A 16,621-nucleotide genomic window follows, 5' to 3' on the forward strand; every position below is an offset into this window, starting at 1 on the left:
CATGAGCATTCCGTTCGCCATTCGACCTTTTCGGCAAGAGGATCTTCCCGCCGTTCTCGAGCTCTTCTGGGAGACCGTTCACACGGTCAATGCCGATGCATATTCTGCAGGCCAGCTCGATGCCTGGGCGCCCGCCGACCCCGACATCCAAGCCTGGAAAACCTCGCTCGCGGCGCATCGAGCCTACGTTGCAGTTGACGGCGCAGGCAAGCTGGTCGGGTTCGGCGACATCGCGTGGGGCCACATCGACCGTCTTTATGTGCAGGCTTCTTGCCTTGGCCAGGGAATCGGCAGCGCTCTCTTGCTCGAGCTCGAGCGCGATGCGCCGCGCCCGCTCGACGTCGATGCGTCCATCACGGCAAAGCCCTTCTTTGAGCGCCATGGCTACCGCGCCGTTGCCCTGCAAACGGTAACGCGCCGCGGCATCGAGCTAACAAACTATCGCATGGTGAAGCGTGGCTGATAACACCCAAAAGTCCGCATGAAAAGGCCCGAGCCGAACAGCGCAACGCCCGTCGCTGCGCTGCGGCCGCGCTACGACAGATACCGCTCGCGCAGCTGCTCAACCTCAGCAGGCGTTACCTCAAGCGCTTCGTGGATATACCCCATAAGGCTGCCGTAGCGCTCGCTCGCCGCGTCGCGGGCGGCGCGCAGGGCGCGAATAACCGCCGGGTAGCTGAACGTTTGCTCATTTGTGGCGAAGATGTTCGTTGCCAGATAATCCGCCTCGATATCTTCCCAGCTCACTCCGAGCACGGTCTCAACGAGCGCAGAAGCGAGGCCGCAGCGGTCGCGGCCCACCGAGCAGTGCCAGAGCGCGGCGCCCTCCGGGAGCTCGATGATGCTCCGCATGAGCGAGCGGTAGCCGAGCATGCCCGAGGCACTCATAAGCAGGTAGCGGTACATGATTTCCATGTTGTCATCGGAGTCATCGCGCATCGAGCGCTCGAACTCACGACGCTCGCGGGCGATTTTCTCGCGCGTGGCCTTCTCCTGCGTGATACCTGTCGCGCTGCGCGCGAGAATGTCGGCATGCACGTAACGCGCGCCAGGGAAAGCATCCATGGGATCGGGAATCTCGATGAGCTCCTCGTCGTTGCGAAGGTCCACCACGAGCATGAGGTGGTACTCATCGCGCAGCCGCCTGAGGTCCGCGTCGCTGCCAAACCCGAGCGCACCAGAGCGGAGCAGCAGGCCCGGCTTCACGCGTGAGCCCTCGGCGGCAGCGAGCCCGCCCAGGTCGCGGGTGTTGGGCAAGTGGCCGAAATCGATCCAGCCATAGGTCTCGCGCTCTGCCGGCCCCACCGCAGCGGGAACCTCGACCGCGAAGGGAGCCTGCTCCTCGATGGCCTCGATACGGCGCGCAATGCGCTCCCGAACCTCGGCCACGCCACCCGGCGCCGCGCCGGCAATGCTTCCATCCTGCGGATACAGCTCTGCAGCCTTAGACATATATGCACGCTCCCTGCGTCTCAGCTAGCGCCGCCATGCCAGCATGGCCCCAGCGCCCCTTCCATCGACGCATCATTGTGACAGCTCCCCGCTTGCTTCGCATCAGCATTATGTAAGGACCAGATTCGCCACACGAACGCGGCTACGGCTTGCCTGCGAATGGGCCGTTTCGCCTCCTCGTCGTGGTCGATGGCCGCGCCTACCGCGTGACCGTGACGATTAGCCCGAGGAAACGGAGGGCCCGCGCCCCGGCAAGGTGAACTCAAGAGCCGGGACGCGGGACGCGTCGAGTTCACTGTACCCGAAACGACAGCCGACCTAATGGCGGCCTGAGAGGAGGACGGCGCGTACGCAGCCGACAGTGCGGCCCCAGCCAGAACGACACAGGTTCAAAACGGCTTCAGCAGCTATTACGCACGCCTCGTCGCTTGATTACCACCCAGAAAGCAGGAAGCCACCGCTCCAAAGCTGGAAGATCTGCATCTTTGGCAGCATCTCAATAGTTTTATAACCCGCCGGATCAGCAAGCCGCTTGGAAGCCATAGCTGCGGTGGAGGTCGCGTCCGCATGAGATGCAGTCGCGACTTTTTATACACCCCCTATCCGAGCAAATGAAGCCAAAAATGCGCTAAGTCGGTCTTTTTTCCTGCGGAACGCGGGTGCCGGCCGCCCAACAGGCTGGTAGAACGCTCGCCGCGAGCGGCCTACCAGCGTGGTTGACAAATCCAACGCCCGAACCGCAGGAAAACAGACCGACTTAGCGCAAATATGGATAGATTTTCGCAGACAGGGGAGGTATTAAATTTTGACGAGGCCACTTCCTCCCGCCGTTTGGCTGCCGGACAAAGTGTCACTGCCCCATATCGGGATATGTCGAAGAAGGGCCCCTTCTCGTCTCGGTGTCACCATCAATCGAGATGCCTATCAGCCTCCTCAGGTTTTTCTTACATTGTCCTTCGCAAGTCTCCATGTATCGAGAGGTCCTCGTATCCTGTGAGCTATCTGGTTATGAGCTCGTTTAGGCGGTCGACGAGGGCGCGGGCATCGTCCTTGCGCTTGAGCTCGAGCCCCGTGCTCGTGTGGTTGGGAGCGACGATGTCGAGACCCTTGCCTCCGGAGTATCCGAGGAAGGCGACGTTCCAGAGGTACACGGTCCTCGTATAGGTGCCTATCAGGCCCCTTCTATCAATCTCGATCCGGTTGCCGTACAGGCGCACCTCGCCCGGTTTGGCGGTCGGCGCGATGAAGATCGGATTCTCTTCCATGTCTCTCACCCTGGCTTTCACGGCTCTGCCGCAGCATCGCTAACACGTGCGATTACCGGTCAGAATGCCACTGCTCCAAAACACCTTGAGCATGATGGTCGCGGTGGTCGCGTTTGATTACCAGTCAGAATGCCACTGCTCCAAAACTCGGGACGGAGGTTGTAGACGCGAGCCCCGGTTTGATTACCAGTCAGAATGCCACTGCTCCAAAACTACACCCTTGCTCCCGTCTCGACGTAGTAGTTTGATTACCAGTCAGAATGCCACTGCTCCAAAACGATAGCCCTCCTCGACGTTCTGGCGCACCGGTTTGATTACCAGTCAGAATGCCACTGCTCCAAAACGGAGTGGCGCGCGGTGGCGGAGCTTGACGAGTTTGATTACCAGTCAGAATGCCACTGCTCCAAAACTGAAGGGTGGTGGCGAGTGATGGAGTACGTGTTTGATTACCAGTCAGAATGCCACTGCTCCAAAACCCGGTGGTGGTCTTGTCGGAATAGTTGACCGTTTGATTACCAGTCAGAATGCCACTGCTCCAAAACCCCATGACGCGCTTAACGCGCTCATCGTCAGTTTGATTACCAGTCAGAATGCCACTGCTCCAAAACTAGAGCTTAATCATGTCGCGGCAGAATTCGGTTTGATTACCAGTCAGAATGCCACTGCTCCAAAACTGTACCCGTGGCCTGAGAATGGGCCGCGCTGTTTGATTACCAGTCAGAATGCCACTGCTCCAAAACTACCATGTGCAGGCCTAAATGCTTCAGGTGTTTGATTACCAGTCAGAATGCCACTGCTCCAAAACAAGTACCAGGGCCTCGTTCCGCAGGTGAAGGTTTGATTACCAGTCAGAATGCCACTGCTCCAAAACATCGATCTGGCCAAGATTCGCCTCACCCAGTTTGATTACCAGTCAGAATGCCACTGCTCCAAAACCAGAGATAACTTTCAACCGATAGGCCGCCGGTTTGATTACCAGTCAGAATGCCACTGCTCCAAAACGCTGTTTCTTGCCCTTAGCAAGGCACAGCGTTTGATTACCAGTCAGAATGCCACTGCTCCAAAACCGATGGAGCAAGTTTCTCCCTGCAAAGAGAACGGGCACCCTGCCGGTAAACACTTATCAGCTCTCAAGAAAGTGCTGGTCAACAACCATTTTATCCTCGAGTGCATAGGAATTCATGTCGGCATCATTTTCCAACATGAGCACGCGTAATTCATGAAAAAACACTCTCTCGTAAAACCTCGCGACCTCTTTTTCGGTCAGAAATGTTTTAAGGTTGACGAATAGAAGAGCCTTATTAACCTGCATATCGGCACAACAATCAAGAAACAATATGAGCCTATCAATGAACGCCGCCCCTTGATCAAAATCGACCGTGAAGCCAAACGCTTTAAGGAAGCGCTGTAAATCCCATTCTAGGTCAAACCGGTAGTCCCCTTCTAGCTGAACCAAAAGCTGTGACACCAGTCCACGCAGCTCCCTGAACCTGCTATCAAATAAGCCTCGGATCGCCTCATCCTCAAGCTGGCGCTCCTGAAGCAGAGAATACAGCCTTCCGCCAAGGTCCTTCGACTCCCATGGTAGATTCAAAGCATCAGGCACTACAAGAAAAGCGCTTCTCGGGCGAACCTCCCTTTCCCCATCCCATATGGAATACGCCTCGCAGGCGTCCTCCCCATAACAGGAAACCAATGAATCGCAGACGCGCGCAAAGAGGCCGCGATTGTGAACCTCAAAGACAAAGGGATGTGCCCATCTCAGCTCAATTGGGTTCTCAAATCCATCAAAACAAATCCTCATGGCTATAGCACCATGAACTCTTCCATGGTATCAACCTCATCATACGCATTTCGATTTCCAACGATATAGTCCATCGTCGCATATTGCCGTTCAGTTACTCTAAGAACTTGCACAAGCCCTTCTGGTGGCCTATGTTTCCTCAAACGCATAACTGCGGCACCGGCAGCGCCCTCATTGACCACCAACTTTGCGTACACCGACTGCTGAAGCATGAGGTACCCCTCCCCTATCAGCCATTTTCTGAACACGCGATAGCTCTTTTTTTGCGCGGCTGTATCAACGGGCAGGTCAAAGAAAACAAGCAACCTCATGTAGCGAACCCGCACCTCCCTGTTCATTTGAATGCAAACTCTTGAATATCGTCAACGGCAATCTTTTTGCACAGAGCGTTTAGGCAGTCCTGCACATACATTGAGACCACCGATCCTAATCGGTATGCTCCCCCTCGATACGAAAGGGAGATATTGGCAACGTCTGCCAATGCCCTTCGCATATCGGCGTCGAACGATCCGGAAAGGTAGTCGCTGACCTGCCGGTCTATCACCGGACGAAATGGCTCCATAAAATCGCATGCCAAATTGAACTGATTGTATTCGTTCCTATGACAAATGCCACATTGCGTTAAGTAGCCGCGCGAAACCACCTCACGGTTCACCATCGAAAGTAGAACGGCATAGCCATAGTTCAAAGCTGCATTGAGCGGGCTGTCGTCATCACGCGAAAAACCTTTTCCAAATAAGGTGGAGAAATATATTCTCGCAGACTGAGCTTCTCTATTCGTGGTATCACCCGATCGCACCTCTGAAACGAGCGAATCCAACAACTGCGCCGCCTCCAGATGATCGCGCTCACGGAGAAACGCAGCTTGCTGGGCAATCTTATCGCGCACAACACGTTGCCACACTCGCTTCTTAATCGGCTCTCCCCATGAAAGTTGATCCTGAATGCGCTTGCTCACGTTATGGGCACCGTAGAGTGGCAGATATTGCCCTATCGGGTTTCTCTTCTCGTCCGAAATCACAAAAGAGATCTTTGCTTTTGCAAGCTCCGAGAGCAAATAGGCACTGATGAAAACGCGCTCCGTTTGGAGAATGACCGTCGATATTTCGGAAAGATGAACCTTGACGGTATCGTCCTCCTTTCGCACCACCATGTAACCACTTGAATAGCTAAGGCGGCACGGACTCTCTATGAAAATCGTCCTAAAGCTCAACGCGCGTCCTCTTCTCGAACATTCCTGTTACCGACTGATCAACAAACGCAATTGCCTCTGGATTGTTCAAAACGAAAGCGATGCCTAAATTTCCGGCATGCTTCGGTCCGCCAACCAACGAGATGTCAACGCGCGCCGTGGCAGAGCGATAATATGCCAGCACATTGCAAACGAGCTGTCGTTTCTCCGAGATCGACAGACCCGCATAGCGCTCTCTTCCAGCGCGCAAGACGTCGGTAACGTTGCCGAACTTATTGCAAAGCAAGTCTCCCTTGTGAACGAGCTCGTCGTACAGACGAATCAGGTCTTCGTTTGATATACAGCTATCGTTCAAATGCTTATCGCACGCCTTGGCAGCCACGCTATACAAATCGCCTTTAAGCACCAGCTGGCTCGCAGAGTAGACCGCATCCTGAGCAGCAAAGTAGAATTGATTGCCTTCCATCTCAAAGCGAGCGTACTTTAGAATACGCGCCCTAATTATTATTGGATGTTTCAGCTTCTTGGCCTCTGCATCCTGTGCCACGAAAGCGTCGAGCTTTGATGGCTCCCCTTCAATCTTCCGAGCTACTGAAATAGGTATGCCCAGAAGTTCTGCCTTACGCTTCTTTCCCTTTTCTGCAACATACAGCGTGAAATAAGCGAATGACGCAGACGAATAGCCGCCATATCGTTGAACATCGAGTCCCTGTTTTATATGCAAGGTCGGGGCCGTCTTTCCATAATGCGGAGAATAGATCGTGGCATTCCACAATGCCCCGCTTGTCTCCTCGGGCATGCGCGTTACAAAGACATTCGAGTAGTCAAGATATGCTCGGATGCGAGACAGCTCTTCTTCGGCATCCCATACGACCTCACCGGTATCAACGTCTACATGTGTGCGCATAAATCCACCAACGATGAAGCCGGCACTGCCTGGTAGCCTGCCATACTTCCGCATTTCTTCGTTTTGCTTGCGCACCAGCTCCCTAACCGCGCGGGCATATCCGATGGGGTTGTCATAAATGCCCGGATGGCATTGATTGATATATCTGCCCACCTCACAGGCAATGAGAGCATCGTGCGCATGATGGAAGTCATTGACCTCGCGGCACTTAATAAAACCGGCTTGGACACGTAGGTCATGACCCAGCGATGCCTTAACCGGCTGGACGTCGGCTTCTGGATAGTTTGACTGCAGCATCATTCCTGCGAGCTTGACAATCAGGCTCGTCTCAACCAGTTGGCGAGCAATGAACCCTCGCACGCGTTTGTCGCTTATCGAAGAGCACATCAGGCTGTTAAACTTCTTGTCTCCCATCAGACCCGCCTGATGCAAGGCCCTCCAATAGGGGGCCATGGCGGTCCTGATAGACGAATCGATGAGCAACGCATCGGATTTACGCTGATTTTCCCCAGCAAGCACAAGCGCCTTGTTCTCAAAGCTGTCGTCTTTGATATAAGATTGCGGAATAATGTGATCAACCTGGTACTGATTGGTGTGAAGAAGCTCGAGCTTGAGCGGCGTGGCCGAGTACAGGCTTTTTCCTCCCTGCATAAAATACAGCGAAAGGCGTTCGTCTAAATCTTCCGCACGCGACCTCCTGAACTCACCAAAAACGTCCTGATCAAACCATGTGGGGCTTTCTTCTTTGAACTTCTCCAACGCCGCCTTTATGGCATCATAACGCCTGGTCGATCTGCGTCCCTTCCTCGCGCCGTCCTCATCGCGCGTGACCTCTAAATAGATATGCGACGGCGGGCATTTCGCGATACTCACAATTTCATCGACTACACGCATCGCCTGGTTAATGCTCCTGCGCAATGCTGGGGATCCGGGAAGATCTTCAAGCGATACCTTGCCAGCGGAAACCTTTTCCTGGTTAATCTGGTCAATCTTTTTTTGGAATCCGAGGTCTTCGCTATGGAGAATACCCATAAACACCATGGCCTTGCCTCGATGATCGCTGTTGGGGTCTCCTTCGCGCAAGATATCCATGATAGACAGATCACCTTGGTCGGTCTGAGCTTTAATCCCAGTAAGAAGACGTCTCGACAGCCTTCCCCATCCGGTGAAGCGCTTCTTGCATATCGTTTTTATCTGCTCAGCATTGAGGCGATCTCCGTATGCCTCTTCGATTCGCTCTTTGAGGATGTCCCTGTCTTCGAAGAGCGTGTTCCAAAGGATGATTTCCTCAATCATCGGAAAATCTGCAGGATCAATTCTGCCTACATGCAGAACATCCTTACTGAAGAAGATATACGAGGACATTTTTGACTCAAAGCCCGACTCACCTTGTCCTCCAGAAACTCGAGCCCGACGGTTCCCATGCTGCCTGAGCCAATCCTCAACTTGCTTATAGGAAACGCGCCGCTTGCCGCAAAATAAATCTTGAACAATGCCTCGTCTATCGGACGTATCAAAAGGACACTCATGGTCACCGTCAGCGCTCCAATGGGCACCGTTCAACTCGTTGAGTACACAGAACTCCTCGTAAAGGAGCGAGCACCTTGGCAGCACCTTCTCGTCCTGAAGATAGGTGCACGTCCCCGTCATGCGCACAATAAAGTTCTCGGCACTCTTGCCCCTATCGATGACGTCGTCCCAATTCCAAGGACGCACCTTAGCGCTCTCCATGCCAGGCTTACGCTCCGACCATGCAAAACGCTTGTTTCCATGCGCGTCAACCGCAGCATTCTTTGTCGTAAGCGGTCCCACATAGTAGGGAATCCTAAAACTCACAAGGCTTTCGATTTTCTTGGACTCTTCCTTAAGGAATGGATAAAACTCCCCCTGACGCGTGATGATGGCGCGCAACTCCTCGAGATGCAGCTGGTAGGGGATACTTCCATTGTCGCTCGTTTTCAATCGACGTAAAAAGCGCTCCTCATCAAACGCCTGCATCATCTGCTGATATCGGGGATCATCTGCCGCAAGCGACCCAAGCAGCTTTTTTACATCTTTCGCAAGCTCATCATAGGAGCCCGCACTGTGAACCAAATCGTACTTTGTATATCCCTTCGCCTTAGTTGGATCGTACCGCTTTGTCATCCTTCCATTCACAACGAGCCGCTCACCACCAAAAAACGACTGATACGACTCGGGAGCATATTCCCGCACCAGAGCCTTCAGCAGTGCAAGATCATCGTGGTAGCGTTCATATTCTTTTTTCTTGCAAAACGACAGCGTCTTTCCATTAGCGTCTCGAAGGATGCCCGAGAGCAAATATGCAGAATAGGCCGTTCGAAGGGCGAAGAAGAGCGATGTGCACTCGTTAGGACATATCGTCTCGAACTCTTCAACCTTTTCGTCGTTTCCAAGTGAAAACTTGTGCTCAGCGTCAGATAGAAGAAAGATTTTTGAAAAGTTTGCCGTATAGCCGAGAACCGCGGAAGCAAGCTCTTTGCCCATCGCCTTCGCGAGGTCAGCCGGCAAGCCAAGGAGACCCTTCAGTTGGTCTCGCTTGCCCGCGCGCCGCAACGACGCATCTCCGAATACCTCAATGATTCTTTTCGCATCACAGGATAGCTCGATATCCTTATTCTGGCACCACTCTGCAAGAGCATCGACAAGTTGCCGTACCGCTTCATCGACGCTAGCATCGGACGCGCTGAGCGCCGGATTATCCTGGTAAAGGAAGTTTCCGCGATGCTTTACGATGTTATGCAGAGCGAGATACACCAAGCGAAGATCGGCCTTCTCATCGCTCTCGCAGAGAAACGCACGCAAATGATAGATAGTCGGGAATTGTTTATGGTAGTCTTTTTCCGTAAAGTCAGAGCTATTGAATATCGGCCATGCACACGAGGCGATGCTCTCGTCCTTATCCTCTGCCAAAAGACTTGATTGATTGAGGCGGGTGAAGAAATCGGGGTCCACGCGCTCCATATCCGACATAAAGAATTGTTGGAGCAACTTAATTCGTTGGCGACGCCGTTCATAGCGCCGACGCTGACCGCGGGGAATACGGGCAACTGAAGCGGGCTCGGCATTCGGAAACGTTCGGCTTCCCATGGCAGGACGGCCTTTGAAGGAATACAGATTCCCTTCTGCATCGGTAACCGCCCAGCCAACAGAGCCCGTACCCAAATCGAGACCAATGCTATAATCGCGCGCCCTGCGAAGATTCATGTCGACCCCCATCCATTCGGCGTGCTACAATGTGCACGTCTTGATTGCCAGTCAAGATGTCACTGCAAGTCAAAATACGGCTTTAGCCAAAAATGCCCTCTTCGGAGAGGCGCCACGTAGGTGGCATTCTGACTCGCCAAGAGCCCTTCGGGGCTCTTTTTTTCTTGCATGCATCCGCCTTGCGCTAGCATAGCGCTCCGCCCGGACAAATCACTTAGCTGCCAGCTTCTTTTCGATAAACGGTCCATCCCTTTGATGAGCTCCCGCCCCTCGACCCCTCCATAAGAGGGACCCGACAAACACCCACCACGTCCGATCGGCCAAACCCGATCAGCCCGCGCTGCCCGCGCCAGCGTATAATGAGCTTCGGGCCGTGGCGGCGTGCATGCCGCGCGGCGAAACATAACGGGGAGCTTGCAGGAGCGAAGGCGAGGCCGAACGCGATAACGCGCGACGGACGCCCTAGCAGCGGCAGGCTGAGAGGGGGCGCGCCCGCCCCGACTCGTGGAACCTGACATGGGTAATGCCAACGAAGGGAGCATGCGTATGGACGCACCGCAAACTGCAACAACTGCATCGGGCACGGGAGGCGAAACCGCCCACAAGCTCGTCACGCAAATGGATTTCGCCCGCGCAGGCGTCATCACCGACGCCATGCGCGCCGTGGCGGAGGCGGAACACCGCGATCCAGAATTCATCCGCGCGGGCGTGGCTGCTGGCCGCATCGCCATCCCAGCCAACGTGCGGCACCTCGCGGCGGGCCTCAAGCCCGCGGGCGTGGGCGAGGGTCTCTCCACGAAGGTCAACGTGAACCTTGGCATCTCGGGAGATGTCGCAGACGCTGCCGTGGAGTGGGAGAAGGTCGCAACCGCCGAGCGCTTGGGCGCCGATGCCATCATGGACCTCTCCAACTCCGGAAAGACGCGCTTCTTCCGCCAGGAACTCGTGCAAAAGACGCCGCTCATGGTGGGCACCGTGCCCATGTACGACGCTATCGGCTACATGGAGAAGCCGCTCGTCAAGCTCACCAAAGACGACCTGCTGGCCACCGTTCGCGCGCACGCGGAAGACGGCGTGGACTTCCTCACCATCCACTGCGGCATCAATCGCTCGGTCGTCAAGACCTTCAAAGAAACCGGCCGCCTCATGAACATCGTGAGCCGCGGCGGGTCGCTCCTGTTCGGCTGGATGGAGGTCACCGGTAACGAGAACCCCTTCTATGAGTACTATGACGAGGTCCTGGAAATCTGTCACGAATACGACGTGACCATTTCCTTGGGCGACTCCTGCCGACCGGGATGCCTCTTCGATTCCAACGATGCCGCAGAGACAGCCGAGATGATCGAGCTCGGCAAGCTCACGAAGCGCGCATGGGACGCCGGCGTGCAGGTGATGATCGAAGGCCCGGGCCACATGGCCATCAACGAGATCGCGGCGAACGTGGCGTTGCAGAAGCGCCTGTGCCACGGCGCCCCCTACTATGTGCTGGGGCCGCTCGTGACGGACATCGGCGTGGGCTACGACCACATCACCGCAGCCATCGGCGGAGCGATCAGCGCAAGCGCCGGGGCAGACTTCCTCTGCTACGTGACGCCGGCGGAGCACCTGTGCCTGCCCGACGCCGACGATGTGCGCGAGGGGCTCATCGCTACGAAGATCGCCGCGCATGCCGCCGACATCGCGAAGGGCGTGCCGCACGCGCGCGATGTGGACGATCGCATGGGTGACGCACGACGCCGCCTTGATTGGAATGAGATGTGGAACTACGCGCTCGACGCCGATACGGCCCGCGCCCGCTACGAGGCATCGCCCGCCTCGACCGAGGGGACCTGCACCATGTGCGGCAAGATGTGCGCGGTCCGCACGGTCAACAAGGTGTTCGAGGGCACGACGATCGACCTCGGCACGGAATAACAAAGCAAAGGGCCTGGGCCTATACCTCCGTGCTCAAACATTCTCGGGAGTTCGGCAGAGCCGAGCTCCCTGTGAAACTGCGCGCGGAGGCATAGGCCTAGGCCTCCGCAAGACGTTGTCGGCACTGAGATCGAGCGTCGCGCTAACACCTTGTCGACGACGATGCTTCAGTAAGTAAGTGAGTGAGTGAGAAAGAAAGAAAGGACTTCATCATGGATAAGAACATGCTTGGTACTGCACTCGAGAACGTCCGTTCAACGACGCCGCTCGTGCACTGCATCACCAACTACGTCACCGTCAACGACTGCGCCAACGCGCTGCTCGCCTGCGGTGGCTCCCCCATCATGGCGGACGACGAGAACGACGCCCCCGCCATCACGCAGATCTGCGGCGGCCTCGTGCTCAACATCGGCACGCTGAACGCCCGGACCGTTGCCACCATGCACAAGGCGGGCAAGGTCGCCGGGGAGCTCGGCCATACCATCGTGCTCGATCCGGTTGGCGCCGGCGCCTCCGCCATGCGCACCGAGACGGCCGCCGCGCTCATCGACGAGCTGCCCGTCACCGTCGTTCGCGGCAACATGAGCGAGATCAAGGCCCTTACCGGCGCCGCAGCCGCAACCCGCGGCGTGGACGCCAACCCCGACGACGCCGTGACCGACGAGAACCTCGCCGAGGTCGCCGCCATCGTGCGCGAGCTTGCCGCCAAGCTCGGCTGCGTGGTCGCCGTGACGGGGGCAATCGACCTCGTTGCCACCGCCGACCGTGCCCTCGCCGTGCGAAACGGCCGCCCCATCATGGGCAAGATCACGGGCACGGGCTGCATGCTGGACACGATCATCGCCGCCTACGTGGTGGCCAACCCCGAGCACGCGCTCGAGGCGACCGCTGCCGCCATCGCCGGCTGGGGCCTTGCAGGCGAAGTCGCGGAGGGGCGCATGGGCGAGCTCGACGGCAACGCGAGCTTCCGCACCTACCTCATCGACGCTGCCTATAACATGACGGCCGACCAGCTCATGAACGGTGCCCAGGTCGAGGAGCTCTAACATGGCTGAGTCAATACGGGACGGGTCTGTTTTGACTCATAGCCCCGAATGCTCCACAAAGGCCCCCTGTTCGCGCGGGCCATGGTCGCCGGAAGATATCCGCCGCGGTATGCACCTCTACGCCGTAACCGACAGCGCCTGGCTCGGCGAGCGCACGCTTGCCGAGTGTGTAGAGCAGGCGGTTGAGAACGGCGCGACCTTCGTGCAGCTGCGCGAGAAGCACGCCTCTACCGAGGAAATCGTTGAGCTTGCCCAGACCATCATTCCCATCTGCCGCGCCCACCGAGTTCCCTTCCTCATCGACGACGATGTCGAGGCCGCGAAGCTCGCGGGCGCAGACGGCGTGCACGTGGGCCAAAGCGACACCGCCTGCGCCGAGGCGCGCCGCATCCTGGGCCCCGATGCCATCGTCGGTGTCTCAGCCCAGACAGTCGAGGAGGCTCGCGCCGCCGAGGAAGCCGGCGCCGACTACCTTGGCGTCGGAGCGCTCATCCCCACACCCACCAAGCCCGACGCGGTCGATGTCACCAAGGACGAGCTCGCGCGCATCTGCGATGCCGTGAGCATCCCCGTCGTAGGCATCGGTGGCCTGCACGCGGGAACACTCGATGTGCTCGCCGATACCGGCGTCGATGGCGCCGCCGTGGTCTCCGCCATCTTCGCAGCTGACGATATCCCGGCAGCGACCCGTGCGCTTGCCGCCGAAATCGACCGGGTCCTTTAGGCAAAACGCCGTCTCACCCGAAAAGCGGCACGTGCCTCGCACCGAGAGGGTCTGAAATAACCCTCTCGGTGCTATTTTGGTTCGTGGGCAAAAGGTTCGCATACATGATGGGCTCGACGCGCGCCATGGGGAACAATAAGATCAGCCGCATGTCGCGGCCGCAAATGAAAGCGAGGCTCCATGCAGACGAAAACCATCCCCGCCGTCCTTTCCATCGCTGGCTCTGATTCGAGCGGCGGCGCGGGCATCCAGGCGGATATCAAGACCATCGCAGCCCACCGCCTCTTCGCGGAGACTGCCATCACCGCGCTCACCGCCCAGAACACGACCGGCGTGCGTGCCGTGCAGGAGGCCACGCCGGAATTCGTGGCGCAACAGATCGACGCCGTCTTCGAGGACATCCCCCCTGCAGCGGTCAAGATCGGCATGGTCTCTTCCGCTGCCATCATCGAAACCATCGCCGAACGCTTGAAATACTGGAACGCCGCTAACATCGTGGTCGACCCCGTCATGGTTGCCACGTCGGGCGCTCGCCTCATAAGCGAAGACGCCGTCGAGGCGCTCACCGAACGGTTATTGCCCCTCGCGACGGTCATCACGCCGAACGTCATGGAGGCCGAGGCTCTCTCCGGTATGAGCATCGAGAGCAGCCGAGACCAAGCACTCGTAGCGCAGGCCCTGGTCGAGCGGTTCGGGTGCGCCGTCCTCGTCAAAGGTGGCCACAACGTCAACGATGCAAACGATGTGCTGGCAGAGCCATCCCCGGGCACAGGCGACGCGCCTAAGGTCACTTGGTTCCGCCACGAGCGCGTGGTCACCGAGAACACCCATGGCACCGGCTGCACGCTCTCCTCGGCCATTGCCTGCGGGCTTGCGCAGGAGCGGACGCTCCCCGAAGCCATCGACCAGGCGAAAACATATCTCACCGGGGCGCTCGCCGCGGGGCTCGACCTAGGCCACGGATCGGGGCCGGTCGACCACATGTGGGCATACTGATCTTTGCAACACTCGCGTTACGGCACACGTGGCCGATCCCGCTTGAGCGAGCGGGGTCGGCCGCTTTTCTCTGCATCGGCGGTCATCAAAGGTGGAGGCGCCCCAATAGCTCGGGATATCCTTCGTCCACAGCATCGTTGAACTGGCGCGCGTAGAGCCCGACCGCCAAGTACCATGTGAGCAGCAGCAACAGGGTCACCATCACGAGGATCGCAGCCGTCGCGACAAGCACCGCCGCCGTCCATCCCGCCAGGCTCGCGGTCATCGAACCGAGCGCCAAGCACCCCAAGGGCAGCGCGACCATGAGCACACGCAGTCGCTTCATGCGCGCACGCTGGCCCCGAAGAAGCGATGCATGTAGCATTTCGAGCTCATCGATCGAAAACCTCCGCCCAACAAGCTGCTCCCGTTCCCGGGCGCTCAGCCGATTGATATAGATGCGCGCCATCGTGCCCCCCCATCGTTCGTGCACACGCGGTCCATCCATACTACTACTCAACGCCCCAGGAACCGCTCCACTGAAGCGCAGCCCGTAGAAGAAATGAGGGGCCCGCAATGCGAGCCCCTCAGGAGCGAGCATGAAGTACGCAGGAAGACCCCGAGGGGTTCCGAAGCGTGCTTCCCGCGCCAACTTACCCCACCTCTGCCATGGGTTTGAACGCAGGAAGGCCCCGAGGGATTCCGAAGCGTGTTTCCCGCAGCTGTTCGGCTCCGCCGAACAGCGAGGACCACACGCGCAGGAACCCTCGGGGCCTTCCGCCGGGAGCGAAAGCCCGTCGCTACGCCATCATTGACCCGATCCAGCAGGCCGCGATGCACACAACGATCGTTCCCACGAGCACCCACGTGGTCTTGAACTTCTTGCCCATGATCCAGTACATGAAGCCGAAGACGATGAGCTGGGGCAGGCACGGCATGATCATGTCGAAGTAATCGGAAATCGGCTGCGCGAAGTCGCCGCTACCAACGGTGATCATCGACAGGTCGAGCGACACATAGCTCGCAACCATGCCACCGATGGCAGCAAGGCCCACCACGCTCACCGCAAACGTGACCTTCTCCATGAGGCCGCCCTTCGCGGCATCCGTGATGAACGTCGATCCGTACTGGTAGCCGAACTTCAGGCCGAACCAGCGGATGAGCAGGCCGGGGATGTTGAAGATGAGCAGCAGCAGGATGGCGCCGAGCGGGCTGCCCTGCTGGGCGAATCCGATGGCGATGCCGGTGCCGATCACGCGGAGCGTACCGGCGATGAGCGAGTCGCCGATGCCGGCGAGCGGGCCCATGAGCGAGGTCTTGACAGCGGTGATGGCTGAATCATCGAACTCGTCGTTCGCAGCGTTCTCCTCCTCCATGGCGGCATCAATGCCCATAAGGAGGGTGGAGAGCTGCGGCGTGATGGCCATGAAATCGAGCGAGCGAGCGTAAGCGCGCTTCTGCTTCTCGCTCCCGGGCTCGTAAACCTTCTCGATAACCGGCACGATGCCGAACGAGTAGCCGATGTTCTGCTGCCGTTCGTAGTTCCACGAGCTGTCGAGCATGCAGGAACGCCAGAACACCCGGCGCAGGTCGCGGTCGGTCAGCTTACGCTCGGGCGCAATCTTGATTTCGGACATAGCGAAAACCTCCTTCGCGGTCTTCTCAAGTAGGCGGGATTAGAACTCGTTGTCGTCTACATCGGACGCGACCTGCGCGGACGAGAAGAGACCGGTGTTGAACACGAGCACGGCGGCAATCACCGCTGCGACAGCGGTAACGCCCACGACGTTCATCCCGCCGTACGCCACGAGCAAGAAGCCCATGAACAGGAAGCACGCGAGCTTCTTGGAGATGATCATGCGTGCGAGCATCGCAAAGCCGATGGCCGGGATGATGCCCATGGCGTAGTTGAGTCCGTCGGTGATGAAGGCCGGGATGGAATCGACGATGCCCTGGATGGCCTGGGTGCCCACATAGAACCCGGCTGCGCAGAAGGCGGCAGCAGAGATGACCTGGATGAGCACGAAGCCCCAATGCATAAGGTCAATGCCCCGACGGTTGCAAGCGAGCGCGTATTGGTCCGCCTTCGCCGCCATGATGGGGCCGACGACCGCCAT

General features: G+C 57.8%; 14 protein-coding genes and 1 CRISPR repeat array. Of the genes, 5 read left to right on the plus strand and 9 right to left on the minus strand.

All coding sequences use genetic code 11. The features are described from left to right. Positions 1 to 463, plus strand: a 463-nt coding sequence (locus tag AC1VS5_RS07840; RefSeq protein ID WP_481218268.1) for a GNAT family N-acetyltransferase, incomplete at its 5' end; no start/stop codon positions are given. A gap of 71 nt (positions 464 to 534) precedes the next feature. Here AC1VS5_RS07840 and AC1VS5_RS07845 read toward each other — a convergent pair. From AC1VS5_RS07845 to cas9, 6 genes are all read right to left on the minus strand, one after another. Continuing rightward, on the minus strand, positions 535 to 1,452 hold the full coding sequence (locus AC1VS5_RS07845; protein WP_481218269.1) for a tyrosine-protein phosphatase: 918 nt from the start codon (positions 1,450 to 1,452) through the stop codon (positions 535 to 537). Between the two features lie 998 nt (positions 1,453 to 2,450). Continuing rightward, positions 2,451 to 2,717 (minus strand): hypothetical protein, encoded by a 267-nt coding sequence (locus AC1VS5_RS07850; RefSeq protein WP_481218270.1) that lies wholly within the window; start codon positions 2,715 to 2,717, stop codon positions 2,451 to 2,453. A 46-nt stretch (positions 2,718 to 2,763) separates the two neighbouring features. Then, positions 2,764 to 3,784: a CRISPR direct-repeat array (repeat unit 36 nt; unit sequence GTTTGATTACCAGTCAGAATGCCACTGCTCCAAAAC). A gap of 56 nt (positions 3,785 to 3,840) precedes the next feature. Beyond that, positions 3,841 to 4,521, minus strand: a complete 681-nt coding sequence (gene csn2, locus AC1VS5_RS07855) for a type II-A CRISPR-associated protein Csn2 (protein WP_481218271.1) — start codon at positions 4,519 to 4,521, stop codon at positions 3,841 to 3,843. A 2-nt stretch (positions 4,522 to 4,523) separates the two neighbouring features. Then, on the minus strand, positions 4,524 to 4,832 hold the full coding sequence (gene cas2, locus AC1VS5_RS07860) for a CRISPR-associated endonuclease Cas2 (protein ID WP_087186282.1): 309 nt from the start codon (positions 4,830 to 4,832) through the stop codon (positions 4,524 to 4,526). A gap of 23 nt (positions 4,833 to 4,855) precedes the next feature. Continuing rightward, positions 4,856 to 5,734 carry a type II CRISPR-associated endonuclease Cas1 gene (cas1, locus tag AC1VS5_RS07865; protein ID WP_087186199.1) on the minus strand — a complete coding sequence of 293 codons (879 nt, stop codon included), beginning with the start codon at positions 5,732 to 5,734 and terminating at the stop codon, positions 4,856 to 4,858. Then, on the minus strand, positions 5,724 to 9,845 hold the full coding sequence (cas9, locus tag AC1VS5_RS07870) for a type II CRISPR RNA-guided endonuclease Cas9 (RefSeq protein ID WP_481218272.1): 4,122 nt from the start codon (positions 9,843 to 9,845) through the stop codon (positions 5,724 to 5,726). The genes cas1 and cas9 overlap by 11 nt, the downstream gene beginning before the upstream one ends. 546 nt (positions 9,846 to 10,391) lie before the next feature. Between cas9 and thiC the strand changes: the two genes are divergently transcribed. The 4 genes from thiC (at position 10,392) to thiD (ending at position 14,525) form a co-directional block, all read left to right on the plus strand. After that, entirely contained in the window at positions 10,392 to 11,759 is a 1,368-nt protein-coding gene (gene thiC / locus AC1VS5_RS07875) for a phosphomethylpyrimidine synthase ThiC (protein WP_481218273.1), read from the plus strand. A 212-nt stretch (positions 11,760 to 11,971) separates the two neighbouring features. Beyond that, positions 11,972 to 12,805: a hydroxyethylthiazole kinase gene (gene thiM / locus AC1VS5_RS07880; RefSeq protein WP_204627299.1), complete on the plus strand. Its 834-nt coding sequence runs from the start codon at positions 11,972 to 11,974 to the stop codon at positions 12,803 to 12,805. A 109-nt stretch (positions 12,806 to 12,914) separates the two neighbouring features. Next, positions 12,915 to 13,529 carry a thiamine phosphate synthase gene (thiE, locus tag AC1VS5_RS07885; RefSeq protein WP_481218274.1) on the plus strand — a complete coding sequence of 205 codons (615 nt, stop codon included), beginning with the start codon at positions 12,915 to 12,917 and terminating at the stop codon, positions 13,527 to 13,529. 180 nt (positions 13,530 to 13,709) lie between these two features. Beyond that, complete coding sequence (thiD, locus tag AC1VS5_RS07890) at positions 13,710 to 14,525, plus strand: bifunctional hydroxymethylpyrimidine kinase/phosphomethylpyrimidine kinase (RefSeq protein WP_481218275.1); 816 nt, start codon at positions 13,710 to 13,712, stop codon at positions 14,523 to 14,525. An 85-nt stretch (positions 14,526 to 14,610) separates the two neighbouring features. Here the strand turns inward: thiD and AC1VS5_RS07895 are convergent, their stop codons facing one another. The 3 genes from AC1VS5_RS07895 to AC1VS5_RS07905 form a co-directional block, all read right to left on the minus strand. Further along, positions 14,611 to 14,973, minus strand: coding sequence for a hypothetical protein (locus AC1VS5_RS07895; RefSeq protein WP_481218276.1), 363 nt, complete (start codon positions 14,971 to 14,973; stop codon positions 14,611 to 14,613). 331 nt (positions 14,974 to 15,304) lie between these two features. Further along, positions 15,305 to 16,141 (minus strand): PTS system mannose/fructose/sorbose family transporter subunit IID, encoded by an 837-nt coding sequence (locus AC1VS5_RS07900; protein WP_019127995.1) that lies wholly within the window; start codon positions 16,139 to 16,141, stop codon positions 15,305 to 15,307. Positions 16,142 to 16,180: 39 nt separating this feature from the next. Beyond that, a partial coding sequence (locus tag AC1VS5_RS07905; RefSeq protein WP_481218277.1) for a PTS sugar transporter subunit IIC occupies positions 16,181 to 16,621 on the minus strand: 441 nt, incomplete at its 5' end.

It is taken from the genome of Enorma sp. (genome assembly GCF_982429025.1).